General features: G+C 47.4%; 13 protein-coding genes. 4 read left to right on the top strand and 9 right to left on the bottom strand.

The genetic code is table 11. The features are described 5' to 3' along the window. Positions 1-84: 84 nt before the first annotated feature. The 6 genes from RS891_RS29370 to RS891_RS29395 form a co-directional block, all read right to left on the bottom strand. Positions 85-495, bottom strand: a complete 411-nt coding sequence (locus tag RS891_RS29370) for a DoxX family protein (protein WP_181586545.1) — start codon at positions 493-495, stop codon at positions 85-87. 40 nt (positions 496-535) lie between these two features. Then, positions 536-1,396, bottom strand: coding sequence for a M56 family metallopeptidase (locus RS891_RS29375; RefSeq protein WP_113052986.1), 861 nt, complete (start codon positions 1,394-1,396; stop codon positions 536-538). 1 nt (position 1,397) lies between these two features. After that, positions 1,398-1,814 carry a BlaI/MecI/CopY family transcriptional regulator gene (locus RS891_RS29380; RefSeq protein ID WP_076287498.1) on the bottom strand — a complete coding sequence of 139 codons (417 nt, stop codon included), beginning with the start codon at positions 1,812-1,814 and terminating at the stop codon, positions 1,398-1,400. 246 nt (positions 1,815-2,060) lie between these two features. Next, positions 2,061-3,524, bottom strand: coding sequence for a catalase (locus RS891_RS29385; RefSeq protein ID WP_113052987.1), 1,464 nt, complete (start codon positions 3,522-3,524; stop codon positions 2,061-2,063). A 318-nt stretch (positions 3,525-3,842) separates the two neighbouring features. Continuing rightward, positions 3,843-4,649 (bottom strand): winged helix-turn-helix domain-containing protein, encoded by an 807-nt coding sequence (locus RS891_RS29390; RefSeq protein ID WP_315793879.1) that lies wholly within the window; start codon positions 4,647-4,649, stop codon positions 3,843-3,845. Further along, positions 4,625-5,020 (bottom strand): Fur family transcriptional regulator, encoded by a 396-nt coding sequence (locus RS891_RS29395; RefSeq protein WP_063567221.1) that lies wholly within the window; start codon positions 5,018-5,020, stop codon positions 4,625-4,627. The genes RS891_RS29390 and RS891_RS29395 overlap by 25 nt, the downstream gene beginning before the upstream one ends. A 276-nt stretch (positions 5,021-5,296) precedes the next feature. Between RS891_RS29395 and RS891_RS29400 the strand changes: the two genes are divergently transcribed. Beyond that, a complete protein-coding gene (locus RS891_RS29400) occupies positions 5,297-6,424 on the top strand; it encodes a GGDEF domain-containing protein (protein ID WP_113052989.1) in 1,128 nt (375 codons plus the stop codon). A 135-nt stretch (positions 6,425-6,559) separates the two neighbouring features. Here RS891_RS29400 and RS891_RS29405 read toward each other — a convergent pair whose 3' ends face one another. Next, a complete protein-coding gene (locus tag RS891_RS29405; RefSeq protein ID WP_063567219.1) occupies positions 6,560-7,498 on the bottom strand; it encodes an aldo/keto reductase family protein in 939 nt (312 codons plus the stop codon). 209 nt (positions 7,499-7,707) lie between these two features. Further along, on the bottom strand, positions 7,708-9,354 hold the full coding sequence (locus tag RS891_RS29410) for a cellulase family glycosylhydrolase (RefSeq protein ID WP_315793880.1): 1,647 nt from the start codon (positions 9,352-9,354) through the stop codon (positions 7,708-7,710). A 303-nt stretch (positions 9,355-9,657) separates the two neighbouring features. Here RS891_RS29410 and RS891_RS29415 point away from each other — a divergent pair, with 303 nt between their 5' ends. Next, positions 9,658-10,671 carry a LacI family DNA-binding transcriptional regulator gene (locus RS891_RS29415; protein WP_113052991.1) on the top strand — a complete coding sequence of 338 codons (1,014 nt, stop codon included), beginning with the start codon at positions 9,658-9,660 and terminating at the stop codon, positions 10,669-10,671. 48 nt (positions 10,672-10,719) lie between these two features. Here RS891_RS29415 and RS891_RS29420 read toward each other — a convergent pair whose 3' ends face one another. Continuing rightward, positions 10,720-12,357 carry a hybrid sensor histidine kinase/response regulator gene (locus RS891_RS29420; RefSeq protein ID WP_315793881.1) on the bottom strand — a complete coding sequence of 546 codons (1,638 nt, stop codon included), beginning with the start codon at positions 12,355-12,357 and terminating at the stop codon, positions 10,720-10,722. 374 nt (positions 12,358-12,731) lie between these two features. On the opposite strand from RS891_RS29420, the gene RS891_RS29425 reads away from it, so the two are divergent. Then, positions 12,732-14,693 carry an anaerobic ribonucleoside triphosphate reductase gene (locus tag RS891_RS29425; protein ID WP_315793882.1) on the top strand — a complete coding sequence of 654 codons (1,962 nt, stop codon included), beginning with the start codon at positions 12,732-12,734 and terminating at the stop codon, positions 14,691-14,693. Beyond that, positions 14,690-15,199: an anaerobic ribonucleoside-triphosphate reductase activating protein gene (gene nrdG / locus RS891_RS29430; protein WP_315793883.1), complete on the top strand. Its 510-nt coding sequence runs from the start codon at positions 14,690-14,692 to the stop codon at positions 15,197-15,199. The genes RS891_RS29425 and nrdG overlap by 4 nt, the downstream gene beginning before the upstream one ends. The last annotated feature ends 256 nt before the right edge of the window (positions 15,200-15,455 follow it).

Here is a 15,455-nt window from a genome sequence, read left to right on the forward strand (position 1 = left end):
GGACTAGCGAGAAAAGGCCTCTATGCAGGATATACCTGCTTGTATGAAATTATTATCCATCCCTATTGGATGGTGATAACCCCGTTATGCACTCACTTTCTGACGAGCGTTCCCTTGTCTGGAGAAGAAATGATCCACCGCCAGGAAACGGCTGCCTGTGAAGAGTAGTGTCAATGAACCGGCCAGCATCAGATATTCAAACTCAGTACCACTCATGAACGGCTGCCCCACTTTGGCAGTAAGCAGAACCCCGCCCATCACTACGATGAACAATGCAGCAAATACTCGTGTTCCCAAGCCCAGAATCATGGCTGCACCACCCACCAGCTCAATGATCGCTACAACCGATGCCAGAAAACCAGGAATGCCGATACTTTCAAAGAACCCGACTGTACCGCTAATTCCACCTTCGAATTTGCTCCAACCATGTAATACAAAAATAAGACCAATCATGATCCTTGAAAAAAACAAACCAATCTCCACGCTTCTATTCATATTCATTTTCCTCCTTGGAGTTTAAGTTCAACGTTACATTTCACCCAATTGACCAAACAAACAAGACAGACAACAGCAGGATCACTGTGGCAGAAATGAATACCGCATAGCGGGGAAGCGACAGTGAAACATCCTGTTCCGGGTCTAATAGACGGGATATACGTACATTCACCGAAGTATCGGCAAAAGACGATTGAATAGCTGTCTCTCTAATTCTCCAAGGTTCAGGGCAAGCCCGGATCAGTTTGAGCAGTGCACTACCAATGCCCGCAGCGTTCCCTGTACGTTCAATTGCTTCATTGTCAGCCAGTATTTCTCTAATGATATTGTAATGTTTTGAAGTATGCTTCAACACCGGAATATAAGGCATCATCACGGCAAATACCGACAATAATGTCGTCTTGAGTGGATCACGATGCCACAGATGGTGCACTTCATGATACACAACCGCTCTTTCTTCTTCAGCATCCAGCATCGTGAGTAGCCCTGTGGAAAGCACAATACAAGGTTTCCAGAGACCAATCGTAAATGCCACCGGTGACGGCTTGTCCACCACAATGAATCCAGGTTGTTTCAAATGTTGGTACCGCACCTGAAGGTCCTGAGACATGGCCCTATCTTCCATTGACCGAAGCTTCCTTACCGCTGCACGTGTCTTAATCATCCGATCGAACAGCAACCAGCCTGTACCTGCAAAAGTCAGGAGAACCAGTGCCATAAGAACATGCCCCATGGATAACCAACCCAGCCTGCTCATCCAATGATTACACAGCCAGAGCAGATTAAACGGAATGTCCCAACCGAAAATTTTGTACATCGCGTACATGAACATCTGCATGAACACGAATAACGGAATGCCAAACCCGACGGTAAACAACAGCTTCGAGCGGGCCTTCCACATGTCAATCGCTATCCTTTTTCCATTGCTTAATCTTCTGCTCCAGACGCTCAATCAACCCTGCATCTGCTTCATCCAGCGCATCCAGCATGTGATTCACAGCAAGTACCCCGAATTCATCCACCAACTCATGTGACAATTCCTTGGATTGGTCGTTCATAAACTCCTCCCTGCTCTGTACCGGATGGTACAGTGACGTTCGGCCCTTCTGCGACTTGTGGAGCAGCTCCTTGTCCACGAGACGATTCATCACCGTCATGACTGTATTGAAATTAACGTCTTTATCTTTTTCTAGTGCGGTTTGCACTTCGCGAATGCTGCTGCCTGGACGCGCCCATAGAATGTCCATAATCTTCGCCTCCAGCGGACCGAAAAACCGGTTCAGTCCACGCTCACCCACTTTAAAATTGTGTATTCTCATGTTCAGACACCCCTCACACTACCCATTGTAGTGCCAACAAACGAGAAGTCAACCTCTATGTCAGCTATTTATTGTAAATGATTTGTAAATATGTTTTCCATTTCAGAATATTATTTAGATGCACAAGATCAGCCAATCGTTAAAAAAAAGCCTAAAGACCGGGCAGGTCTGCTATTCCGCAGTCCTGCCCGGTCTAATTCATAAACCGATTATTCGTTTCTGAAATAATGATGGAATGATTGCTTTTTATTTACGATCCTGTGAGGGCATAAATGCGGAAATATCCACACCCAGTCCATGAGCCAAACGACCACCAAGCTGTCCATCTGCCTGGAAGAAATGGCACAAAGCACGCAGCTGGGTCTGTTCCGGTACTGCCTTCAAGTCATTGATCAGGTTATCGAGCAAATGTTGCTGCTCCACCGCCGTGAATGAACGGAACAACTCCCCTGACTGCGTATAGTTATCGGTTTTCTCTATTTTCTCCCGTGTAACATGGCCCTGTAACGGAGCTTGACTGTCACGATATTCAGGTGCTTCCTCCGGGCTGTTGCCCGAGCTGTTCGGTTCATAGTTTACCGGGGACGGGTCCTGATTCACATTCATCAATCCATCACGCTGATGATTGCGGACCGGAGCATAAGGGCAGTTCACCGGAATCTGCAAATAGTTTGGTCCAAGCCGGTGGCGCTGTGTATCCGGATAAGAGAACAGACGACCTTGCAGCAATTTATCTTCGGAAGGCTCGATCCCAGGCACCAAAGCGCTTGGTGAAAAGGCTGCTTGCTCTACTTCTGCGAAGAAGTTTTGTGGATTTCGGTTCAATGTCATGGTTCCGATCGTCTGGAACGGCAGTACATCTTCCGGCCAAGTCTTGGTTGGGTCGAGCGGATCGAAGGCGAAATCATCCATCTGCTCCGGTTTCAGCAACTGTACCTGCAGCTTCCACTGCGGGTATTGCCCGTTTTTGATATGATCGTGCAAATCCCGGGTGGCATGGTTAAAATCCTGTCCTTGCACCTCAGCTGCCTCTTGACGTGAGAAGCCTCGTACGCCTTGAGCCGATTCCCACTTGTATTTCACATAATGGACTTGCCCTTGAGCATTAATCCATTTGAAGGCGTGTACGCCGAATCCATCCATTTCACGGTAACTTGCTGGTGTACCCAGATCGGAGAACAACCAGGTCATCATATGAGTAGACTCGGGTGATAGTGTCATGAAGTCCCAGTAGCGTGCAGGGTCCTGGATATTCGTATCCGGCGCAGGCTTCAGGGAATGAACCATATCCGGGAACTTCATCGCATCACGGATGAAAAAGACGGGTAAGTGGTTACCCACAATATCATAGTTCCCTTCACGGGTGTAGAACTTCACGGCAAATCCACGTGGATCACGCGCTGTCTCCGGTGAACCCGTTCCGTGAATTACGGTCGAGAACCGCACCAGTACATCCGTCTCTGTGCCCGGGTCTTGTAAGAAATCGGCTGTCGTATAAGCCTTCATGCTCTTCTCCAGCGTAAACACACCATGTGCACCAGCACCTCTCGCATGAACGACCCGTTCCGGAATACGCTCACGGTCAAAGTGTGCGATCTTCTCAAGCAGATGATAATCCTCAAGTAATGTGGGGCCTCTTCTTCCTGCGGTACGGGAGTTTTGGTTGTCACCTACGGGTGCACCCTGATTGGTTGTCATGCGTTCTGTCATATCGTTATCCTCCTCATGTTGGTCTCATGCCTGCTGTATATACTCTATTAAAATCATATTCACCATCGGTTTAAATATACATTTAGACTTGATCTAACTGTTAAATTGATTCTAACATGTCCCACTCGCCCCTTGCATGAGGTTCGTATGAGATTAAGATGAGTTTCTTGCTCATTTCATGAATGAAATATGAACATCAACTTGGAGTAAGATGAGCATTGAGCCATTCCGATTGGCTTGATCTACTCTATCTAGTGGATATACCCGCATACGAGTGACATGAACAGCATTATATGTTCACACACAAAAAAAAGCGGACTAATCCGCCAGGCGGTAGCCCACTCCTCTTACCGTTACTATATATTGAGGCGAAGCCGCGTTATCGCCAAGTTTTTTGCGCAAACTTTTGATATGAACATCCACCACATTGCTTCCACCCGTAAAATCAGTCTCCCAAATATCGCTGAGCATCTCCTCACGGGAAATTACTGCACCTTTGGCATCAATCAGCTTCAGCAGCAGATCATACTCTGTCTTGGTCAAATGAATACGGTCTTTATTGCGATGCACGCTCATCCGCTCACGATCCAACCAAAGATCCTTGAAGCCGATACGTTGACCTTCCTGAGGCAGAAATCCGCGTTTCGGAGCTGCAGGACTATTGCCGATCATGCGTTGCACACGATACAACGCTTCCTGCGGACGGGCCGGCCAGACCAGTAATTCCTCCTGAAGCATCGGGCCACTGGCACTGCCAATCATCTTCTCTCCCACCAGATACAGGCAGGGTGTTGCATGTTCCGCTTCCCGATTCAATCGGCTGCTGATTCCCGCAAAAGCATCAATAGTTCCAGCAACAGACAGGTCATAGATCAACAGATCAAATACAAGCCGTTCATGCAAATCAGGCTCCCAGCGGTGGAACACCAGCACATCGAAGCAGCTGTCCGTCAAGGCCTTGACCAGTTCATGTACCTGCCCGGGCATCGGACTGATCAGAATGACCCGTCTCGTGACCGGGCAATTATCCACAAGGGGAGTTGAATCCGCAAGGGCAGGTTTGACCCGGAGCGGCAAACGACGACCGGACAGGTTGATTTTTACTTGACCCGTTTGTTTCTGCATTCCGCGCAGACACCTCCAAAGACCACATGAGCGTGATCAATCGCATACCCGGTTTCCTCCGCGACTTGCTTCATCCATTGCGGAGGAACCTCCGTCATGACTTCATCCACCTTGCCGCATACTTCACACATAATATGTTGGTGATCATCCATGCGGGCATCATAACGACTGGCTGTCTCACCTAACTTGAGCTCTCGAATCAATTCTTTATCTGTTAAATATCGGAGTGAATTATATACCGTACCATAAGCCAAATTATAACCTTGCTCCACCAGACGGTTCATCACTTCTGCTGCCGTTGGATGGTCTTCGGAATGACGGACTACATCGTAAACGGCTTGACGCTGTATCGTCAGATTTAGAGTTCTCACCAGCAATTCTCCTTTATTAACCCATTCAGTAGTATATAAGATGACACAGCAATCTACTGATTGCTATGATTCCCTGATACATCAAAATCAATTTTGACTTAGATTAAGTATAAATCTCATTGTATAATGAAGTCAATATCCGACTATTTTATTCATGATTAGTGATAGGCGAACCATCTTCTACGCGGACATAACCCCCACTTGGGATAATATGGTTCGCTACTATACTGCTTTTCAGCTAAAATATAGTAATGTGCGCTAAAGGAGGGATGCTTGTTGCTAAGCACGTTTTTCGTCAATCTCTGTGTCATGATCACGTTCATGTATGTGTCCGGAATCATAGCCAAATTCTATCGTATCCGCGTGCCCTTTCCCTCGATGCGTGTTCAGATGATCGGTGGTCTGCTGTTCGGAATCTATGGAACGGTACTGATGAACTATTCCTTTCCTTTAAATGAAACTACCATTGTAGATTTACGTCATTTGGCTATTGTCACAGCAGCCGTATATTTAGGAGGACTGGCTTCGGTCATCTCTGGACTTGTCATTTCCATCCTGCGTATTGTCATGTTTGGAATGTCATCCGCTGCCATCGATGCAGCATTTGTCATGACGATCATCGGACTGTCCGGTGTATATTTTGCCTATGCTCCCTGGTCCCGATTAACCAAGATTATTACCATGAACCTGCTGGGTATGACCCTGATCTTTGTGATCCTGATGCTGAATACAACCAGCATGAACTCATTATTGAAAGTGTATCCTTTACAGATGACCATTTCTTTTGTCGGTGGAATCTTTATTTATTTCATCGCAGAATTCATTAATAAATCGAATGAGATGTTGTTCCTGCTCGAACGAAAAGCGACCACCGACCACCTTACCAACCTCAGTAATCGCAGACAATTTGAGAAATCACTTGAGTTTGAACTGGAACGGGCACGTGAGCACAAGCAAAAACTATCGCTATTGGTCATCGACATCGATCGGTTCAAAAAAGTAAATGACACCTTCGGTCATACTTCAGGTGATGCGGTCCTGAAACAACTCGGACAATTGCTCATTGAGCATGCCCGCTCAACGGATATCGTCTCTCGGAACGGAGGAGAGGAATTTGCTATACTATTGCTCGATTGTGGTCACCACCAAGCCATGGCCATTGCCGAGTCCATCAGACAATCGGTCGAGAAGTACCATTTCGCCCTACCTGATGGCAATACGATCCGGCTGACTATCTCTATCGGGGTCGCTGTTTTTCCAGATCACTGCGACCACCGGGATGATAACGATTTCTTTGAACAGGCAGACCGTGCATTATATGAAGCCAAGAATACAGGCCGGAACCGGGTCTGTGCCATTCCACTGCGTTCAAGGTCGCTCTCTGGCGGCCAAAGCCCATTCTAATATAAAAACCAAAAAAAGGGATGTCCCCATAGCCTATCAGGCTAGCCAGGACATCCCTTTCTGATCTCACCATTTTGCATCATTCGAATCAACTCGCTTATGGGTACAAAAGCAACCTTTGAGGTTGATTATGCCTTAAGCTAAGATTTGTTCGATTTCTTCAACGATGGCAGCATCCAACTTCACACCGGAAGCGGCAGCGTTCTCTTTCACCTGCTCAGGGCGGCTTGCTCCTACAAGTGCACTGGACACGTTATTCTGGCGCAGAATCCACGCCAGAGCCAATTGGCCGACCTTCAGGTCCAGCTTGTCTGCCACTTCAATTAACTGGCGAACCTTGCCGATCCGATCAGCGTTAATCTTCCCTTCATCCCATCCCAGCTTCGCTGCCCGGCTGTTCTCGGGAATATCGGACACCGAGGTGTATTTCCCGGTTAACAATCCTTGGGCCAGTGGGGAGTAAACAACTTGTCCAATTCCTTTGCGCTCACCCAACGGGATGATTTCACTTTCGATATAGCGGTCAAACATGTTGTACACTGGCTGGTTCACCACAATATGATCCAGCAACAGGCGATCAGCGGTACCCAGTGCAGCTTCCATCTGTGCCGCGGTCCATTGACTAACACCTACGTAGAGCACCTTACCTTGACGCACCAGATCATCAAGTGCTCGCAGAGTCTCTTCAATCGGTGTTTCGGTATGATAGCGATGGCAATAATATATGTCTACATAATCAACGCCCAGCCGTTGCAAGCTGGCTTCGCATTGTTCCTTAATATGTTTACGGGATAACCCTTGGTCATTTGGACCGTCACCCATTTTGCCAAAAACCTTAGTTGCAAGGACATAGGAATCGCGGGAATACGCTTTCAATGTCTGCCCCAGCAGTTCTTCTGCTGCACCCCGTTCGTACACATTGGCTGTATCGAAAAAGTTGATGCCTTCATCGAATGCGGCTTCAATTGATTTCACCGCGTTTTCACGTTCCACATATCCTCCGTATGTCAGCCAGCTACCCAGGCTAATCTCGCTTACTTTCAGTCCGCTTCCACCTAATCTACGGTATTCCATTGAATGCACATCCTCCTCTAAACTGATTAATGATGAAGTTCCCTTTCTATTGTAACGTATTCGGCTCGGATTAAAAGGGCTTTGGATAAGAATTTGGCAAATAGATCGGAAAGCATATGAAAAGCTCCGCTAAATAAGCGGAGCCACGATACGCGTCAAATTATCTAGTCACCACATTCTAATAAAGGATCGCTAGTTGCTAGTTTGTCTTAGTTAGCTGTTACGATAAATTGTTCCCATGCTCCTCCCACAGCGTTACGATTGGCATACAGAACGCCTCCGTTATTCAGATCCGCACTGACATATTTACCGTTCGCCACGGATTTGAAGGCAACCAGTCCACCACCCAGATTTTCACGGGTAAACTTCTCCCATGTCGAAGGATATGTGGCCGAGGCAATCAAACGCCCGCCATTATTCAGATCAGCTTGCACATATTTGATGTTGCTCATCGATAGCAAGGATACCGTCCCATCCGAATTTTGGATGATTTTGAACCTTTCCCAATGTCCTGCAGTATCCCGATTGGCTACCAGCGGATCTGCACCACCATTCTCTGCGCTGACAAAAGTGCCATTAGCGTTGGCTTTCAGGCTGGACCATGTTTCTGTAAAAGGAGCCGTTCCCGTATGTTTCTTGATCACATTCTGGAACGAAGTATTAGAGGCAAAGTTCGCGGTTGTGAACTTGCTCCATTTGGAAGCAATTGTTGCCGCGCTGTCGGTATTCAGGTTCGGTGCCGGGTTGTTATTGTTGTTATAATAACCCCAAGTCCCTCCCCCTTTGACCTTATAACTCCAGTTCGTCCACGAAGCATTCAGTGCATTCAGACCGGATAGCCACTTCTCGGTCAGATCATCCTGACCAAACGAGAACTCGCCCGCTAACACCGGTACGTTCCAATTCTTCTGATAGGACGCCATATCCTTCAACCAGCGATCCATCTCCGAATTGGTCAGATCCCAGTTGTTGTAATCCGTGAATTGATAATGGTGCGTTTGATACATCACATTCGTCCAGCCATAAGTCGTTGGTGGAGAAGCTGCCCACCAGTCGAAGAATGCCGCGATAATGATCATGTGATCGGCATCCTTGGCACGGACGGCTTTGTACATCCGGTCATAGAAATCCATCTTTTGCTTGATTTGAGCAGCATTTTCACCCGTTCCCATGGTCACAAGAGGTTCATTGAGCAAATCGTACGCGGCAACGGTTGGATTTCCTTTGTAACGTGTTGCCATCCGTTCCCAGATCTGAATAGTCCAGTTCTGGTATGTAGAATTGGTCCACAGTTGGTTGGAATTCTCCTGACCGCAGGAATGCCATGGACAAGCTGCCCCAGGTGCACCGTGCAGATCGAGAATGACATACAGGTTCCGTTTGCCCGCTTCATCAATTAGCCAATCCAGTTTGCGGAACGTTACCGAATCAGGCTTCATGACACCGCTGGTGTTCATAAAATCCTCCCAATAGATCGGCACACGTACAACGTTCATACCCCAGTTCTTGATGTTATCCAGATCACCAGCCTGAATCCAGTTGTCCTGATATCCATTGATCAGGCTTTGTGCACCCGATTCACCAAAACGATTCGTCAATGTGCGACGCAGCGTGTATTCATCTACCGCCCCGGAGGGCGTCATCCATTCTTCCTGCAGCAGCCAGCCACCCAAATTTGTTCCACGCAGATTTACCACATTGCCTGCACCTGAATTATTGCGGACAACCGTCCCATTAGCCTTCAGAAAATCCCCTGATCCAAAAGCCGCACTTGCCTTCGGTGAACCTACTGCCGAAGCCAGCAGTCCCAGCAGCAGACAACTGCACAACAGCATGATAGTGCTCTTCTTCAACATGTTGACGCCTCCCTTAAATGGTCATATCTTGAGGTATGACTGAACCAGGATGCAGCACTCACGACAGGTAACGGTAATGCTATATAAACAGCGGGTATACGTGGGGTGAGATCCATGGGTGTCCGCTATTTATCACAATTGAAGGGGTGGTGAAATCGATTACATTTCATTAAATATTAAACCCTTTATCTCTCCACTATCCCCAATTATTGTTTCAATCGGTTATAACTTGTAATCGTTTTCAATTGGAATTATAATGAATTTGAATTAATTGTCAATCACTTATTTGGAGTTGTGAAGAATATGGATGTCAAAATCATTGATGTAGCTGCCATTGCAGGTGTGTCCCCGGCAACCGTTTCGCGGGTCATTAATCAGCACAGCAAAGTAAGCACCAAAACCAAAGATAAGGTGATGCGCGCCATTGAGCAATTGGGATATCACCCCAACGCAGCAGCCAAGAATCTTCGTTCACAGAGAACCATGACGATTGGTGTCATCGTTCCGGATATTAACAACTCCTATTATGCCGAAATTATTAAAGGCATTGAGAACATCGCCTACGCCCGCCATTACAAGGTCATTATATGTGATGCTCATAACCTGAAAGAGCGAGAAGTCGATTATCTCAATTTGCTGCTGGATCGGACCATTGACGGTGTCATCATTATCACGCCCATGCTGGCAGATGAGGAATTATTCCAACTTGCGGATAAGGGGTATCGCATTGGCATCGTCGGCAAATACATCGAACATGATCAGATCCCGTGTATATATACAGATAACGTGAAATTCTCCCAGGAAGTGGTTCAGCATCTCGTTGAGGCCGGACATCGAAATATTGTTTTCTTAAACGGTTATCCTGAAGCAATCGACAGCTATGAACGACTAGAAGGCTACTTGAAGGCCCTGCGCAATCATCAGATTCCATTCCGCCCCGAACTGATCGAGAATGGAAACTTCAATGAAGAAGGCGGCTACGAAGCCATCAAAAGACTGTTTAACAAAGGCCTGTCCTTCACCGCTGTATATGCAGCTAATGATGAAATGGCGCTAGGTGTATACAAGGCATGTACGGAATACGGAATACGCATCCCCGAGCAATTGGCAATCGTAGGTGTAGACAACAATCGAATCAGCAAATACATCCATCCTACACTAAGTTCGGTGAACCAGCCCAAGTACACGATGGGGGCCATTCTTATGGAGAAGATGATTGACACAATGAATACGAATGAGTTTCAGGATAAACGTGTATTTAAAGTAGACTCAGAACTGTTGGTTCGAGCTTCCTCTTCCTTCAAAATAACAACATAAAGCGCACCCGTTACAGGTGCGCCTAGTTTAATGTATTATCTCATATTCTTAATGCACAATGATGCTTAACGCATTCAACAAATCGGCCTGCTTCACCGGCTTAGTCAGGACCGCATCGAAGACTTCCGCTTCATGTGGATCGATATGCATGCCATACGGAATCAAAACGATGACCGGTGAATCTGTAACCAGGCGCTTCAGCTTGTGTACAAAATCCACAGCACCGCCCTCCAGCAGTCCCATATCCACAACGGCCACATCAGGCGTAAAGCCCTTCTGAATCCAGTCGTACGCTTCGGTCGTAACCGAGGTCATATGCACATCCATCTCCCATCTGCGCATCAGGGAAGAAGCCCCTTGCAGAATGTCAGGGTCCTTGGCAAGCAACACCTTTTTGCCCTTCAGTCGATGCTGAATATTGGCAAGCTGAGGCAGTTCCCAATGTCTGCGGAGCGGCAGGCAGATCTCAAATTCTGTCTCCTTGTCTCCTATGCCATGCACCTGAATACGGCCGTTCATAAGGATGGCAAGGTTTTGGCTGACCGCCAAACCGAGATTGGTTCCAACCAGCTTTTGTGTACTGATATTTCCGTCCAAATTGTCATATGATCTAAGCTTATTATCAGAAGACAACATGCGTCCAGTGTACTTAACGTAGAGTTGAAGTGTACCCGCTTCCTCTGCATCTCCACCAGCTACGGTTGCCGTAACCAATACGGAACCTGCCCGTGTTGAATCTAGGGCATATTGAATGACATGGGACAATAGCTGCCCAATCTTGATTTCGTCCCCAACGAAAACCTGGGACACATTCAGATCAAGGTTCAGTCCCAGTTCAATGTTCTTGCTTAGCGCAAGTCCCGCGTAGAGATAAACGGTATTCTCAATCGTGGCCACCAGATCAAATGGATCATCGTGTACGACCGTTTTGCCTGCGTCATTGACGTTAAAACTCATCATGTTATTCAACAGGGAGAGCAAAATGTTACCGCTGGTTTCAATCATATTCACATATTCTGTCTGCTCGTCCGACATATCCGGTGTACGCATCAGGTCAGTTAATCCCAGAATGCCGTTCAGGGGATTACGAATCTCGTGGCTCATCAGCGACAGCATCTGCGTCTTGGTCATCGCCTCAGACTCCGCACGTTCCTTCTCTGCCTGCAATTGCTCCTGTAATTGCTCCGAATCGCTCAGCTTCTGTTCCTGAACTTGAAGCGTATCTTCCAGATCCACCACATACCCGAGAAAAACGGCCATGGCTTGCAATGTTTTCATATCCGTTTCACTGATCACATAATCAGGATCATCCATCAGACAGATCGTACCGAACGTTTCCCCGGATCTCCGCATGATGGGAATCCCTACAAAGAAACGATTGCCCAGCCCGCTTGTTACGTCCATTGATCTCGTAAGAGGATGTTCACAAGTATCCGTGATAATCAGACTGCTGCCCTTATCTCTTAATACCAGGCTGCAATAAGAAGCTTCAAATGGAAGTTCACTACCTTTGGCGATCAACTCTTCTTCGCGGTTAAAAGCTTCCATAATAACATTGGTCACGCCATCATTCGTGGCAACGAAGATGGTGTTCACCTTTAATATTCCGCTTAATACGTCTACGATATGGGATGCGGCTTCCTGTATATTTTCATAGAAGCCCCTTGTAATACTTACCGTTCCCATGACTCACCCCTCTTGTCTTAGCTGCATTTCAAATCCGTATTCCACAGTATGATTCAAACGATTAACGAGGGTTCAAATGTTCCGAAACAGGCTGTCACAAACTATTCATATATGAAGTTTTTTATCCTTTTTTCAAGCATCGTCAACTGAACTTGCACGGTAAATAGAAATTATACGCTTACCCTCCAGCTTTGAAAACCTTTATCATTCAGGGCTATAAATCATGGCCGTTGATCAACCTCTCACATGTGATTCTTATCACACCCAAATAACAATATACAGTGTATAAATGGATAAAGAAACTCTACATGTAGTGTTCAATGAATGGACATTATCCCATACATTTTCAATTTCATTATTTAGGAGGAACTGATATGAACATGCTTGAGTATGCCTCTCCACCGGCATCCGATCTGCTATCTGACCTGGGAAGACGAATTATAGGTGCTGAAGACGCCGATACGCTGAGGGAGAATGCCAATCTGAACGGAGACTCATTCAGCGGCAAGATGAGCAGGCTCGGTTCGGAGACCGCCAAGTGGCATGCTCTGCGTCATGTGCTGCCTAAGGAGCTCGCGCTAGCTGTGGAGAACGGCGATCTGTATGTACACGATCTGGATCAGTATGCACTTGGAACGACAAACTGTATCTTTATTCCGTTTGATCGACTGCTGTCCTCCGGATTCAATACCGGCAATGGTTCGGTTCGTACACCACAGACGATCATGTCTGCCATGGCACTGGTGGCCATTATTTTTCAATCCCAGCAAAACAGTCAGTACGGTGGTGTATCCGCCAATAAAATCGACTGGGATCTCGCCCCTTATGTGAAGCGTTCGTTCCGTAAGCATTACCGGAAGGGACAACGGCTGTTTGGGGAAATCACCTCAATTGAGGATGAGCAACTGCATTTGGATAGCGATGAAGCAAAGGAGAAGTGTCCTCGAGCCTTTGCCTTTGCCTGTGAAGAAACGGAACTGGAGACCGGGCAGGCTGCGGAGTCCCTGATCCATAACCTGAACACCATGAGCAGCCGTGCCGGAGGGCAGATTCCGTTCACATCGCTGAACTACGGGCTGTGTACTTCAGCCGAAGGTCGACTCGTGTCCCGATCGTTGCTGGAAGCGACCATTCGTGGACTCGGTAACGGAGAAACGCCCGTGTTCCCACAACATATATTCCAGTGCAAGCAAGGAATTAACCAATCTGAGGGGAATCCGAATTACGATCTGTTCCGGCTTGCTGTGACCTGCTCCTCACGGCGCATGTATCCGAATTTTGTCAATGTGGATGCTTCCTTCAACCTGCCCTATTATCAACCGGAAGATCCCGACACGATCATTGCGACGATGGGATGCCGTACACGCACACTGGCTGATCGCTTCGGACGCAATCGTCAGAGCGGCAAAGGTAACCTTTCCTTTAATACCATCAATCTGGTCAAGCTCGGCATTCGATATGGGATCTGCCAGGGTACAAGAGCCATCGCTGACCGTGCTGGCTTCTATACGGCGTTGGAATCCGTCATGCACAATGCTACAGATGGACTGCTGCATCGGTATCGAATTCAGACGAATCAGCCTGCCAAAGCATCGGACTTCATGATGCGGGAAGGAGTATGGGAAGGCGGTGAACGATTGGCTCCAAATGAACCAGTGGCTTTCCTGTTAAAACATGGTACGTTATCCCTTGGTTTTATCGGACTTGCTGAATGTATGACTGCTCTATATGGCCGTCACCATGGACAAGACCTGCATGTACATCGAGAGGCCTTGAATATCATTCGTACGATGAGAGATTTCTGTGACCGGATGAGTGAGCAGCATAATCTGAATATCACCTTGTTCGCTACGCCCGCTGAGGGCCTATCCGGCAAATTCACCAAGATTGATCGTGAGCGATACGGCAGTATCGCGGGCGTCAATGACCGGGAATACTACACTAATTCATTTCACATTCCGGTCTATTATAATCTTCCTGCCTATCGCAAGATTGAATTGGAAGCTCCCTTCCACTCATTATGTAATGCCGGAGCGATCTCTTATGTCGAACTCGACGGGAATGTAAGGGCCAATACCGCCGCTTTCCAACGAATCGTTCAATACGCGCTGGCCCAGGACATCGGGTATTTCTCCATTAATCATCCGATTGACCGTTGTCCGTCCTGTGGTTATGAGGGCGTCATTGGAGATGTATGCCCCGGATGTGAGGCTCATGAAAACCATGTGCATTTCCAGCGGCTGCGCCGGGTTACGGGGTATCTGACCGGTGACTATAAAGTGCGGTTCAATGGCGCGAAGCAGGCCGAAGTGAGAGACCGGGTGAAACACCGGTGAATCTGTATGGTTACATCCCGGAATCAGTGAATGAGGGGCCAGGCCTGCGTGCTGTGTTGTTCATCAGTGGATGCCGTCACGCTTGTCCGGGCTGCTTTAGCCCCGGCTCATGGAGCTTCCGTGCAGGCGAACCATTTACGATAGAGCGGCGGCAGCAGATTCTGCATGAAGTGACCTCGCATCCCTTGCTGGAAGGGGTTACTTTATGCGGAGGTGATCCTTTTTTCTCTGCCGCAGAATGCGCATCCTGGGTTCGGCAGCTTCGGGCTGCTCGACCTGATCTGACCTTGTGGGCCTACACGGGGTTTGTGTATGAAGAATTGATTACAGACCCGTCACGGGCGGAGTTATCCCAGCTATGCGACGTCATTATTGATGGTCCTTATATCGCAGCTGAGCGTGACGTGTCACTTCCTTTTCGCGGCAGTCGTAATCAGCGCATCATCGATGTGGGTGCAACCATGGCTAGCCAGACAATCGTTACCATGCAGTTAGATGCATGGTAACGATTTTTTTATTAGAGGGGAATCAGGCACAGCATGGGCGATGATTTAGTTCATTTTAAGGAGTCAAACCTGTCAGTATACCAAGGTTTCATAGCAGTCAATTTTATTTCCGATCGGATTAATGATATATGTTGCAAGCCCGTAGGTTATCGTCTATGATTGGTAGCATACGAGCAAGTATACAAAGATTGCATCATTATACAATCTATCATTCTATGCTTGGTCACCAATTTCATAGCCGGAGATGTGTACGCAC

Source organism: Paenibacillus sp. BIC5C1 (assembly GCF_032399705.1).
Lineage (GTDB): Bacteria > Bacillota > Bacilli > Paenibacillales > Paenibacillaceae > Paenibacillus > Paenibacillus taichungensis_A.

Bases quoted from the DNA above. Each gene is read 5' to 3' on its own strand.
- RS891_RS29385 (WP_113052987.1), bottom strand. From the start codon at position 3,524: ATGACAGAACGCATGACAACCAATCAGGGTGCACCCGTAGGTGACAAC.
- RS891_RS29425 (WP_315793882.1), top strand. From the start codon at position 12,732: ATGAACATGCTTGAGTATGCCTCTCCACCGGCATCCGATCTGCTATCT.
- RS891_RS29370 (WP_181586545.1), bottom strand. From the start codon at position 495: ATGAATAGAAGCGTGGAGATTGGTTTGTTTTTTTCAAGGATCATGATT.
- RS891_RS29420 (WP_315793881.1), bottom strand. From the start codon at position 12,357: ATGGGAACGGTAAGTATTACAAGGGGCTTCTATGAAAATATACAGGAA.
- RS891_RS29410 (WP_315793880.1), bottom strand. From the start codon at position 9,354: ATGTTGAAGAAGAGCACTATCATGCTGTTGTGCAGTTGTCTGCTGCTG.
- RS891_RS29375 (WP_113052986.1), bottom strand. From the start codon at position 1,396: ATGTGGAAGGCCCGCTCGAAGCTGTTGTTTACCGTCGGGTTTGGCATT.
- RS891_RS29380 (WP_076287498.1), bottom strand. From the start codon at position 1,814: ATGAGAATACACAATTTTAAAGTGGGTGAGCGTGGACTGAACCGGTTT.
- RS891_RS29405 (WP_063567219.1), bottom strand. From the start codon at position 7,498: ATGGAATACCGTAGATTAGGTGGAAGCGGACTGAAAGTAAGCGAGATT.
- RS891_RS29415 (WP_113052991.1), top strand. From the start codon at position 9,658: ATGGATGTCAAAATCATTGATGTAGCTGCCATTGCAGGTGTGTCCCCG.
- RS891_RS29390 (WP_315793879.1), bottom strand. From the start codon at position 4,649: ATGCAGAAACAAACGGGTCAAGTAAAAATCAACCTGTCCGGTCGTCGT.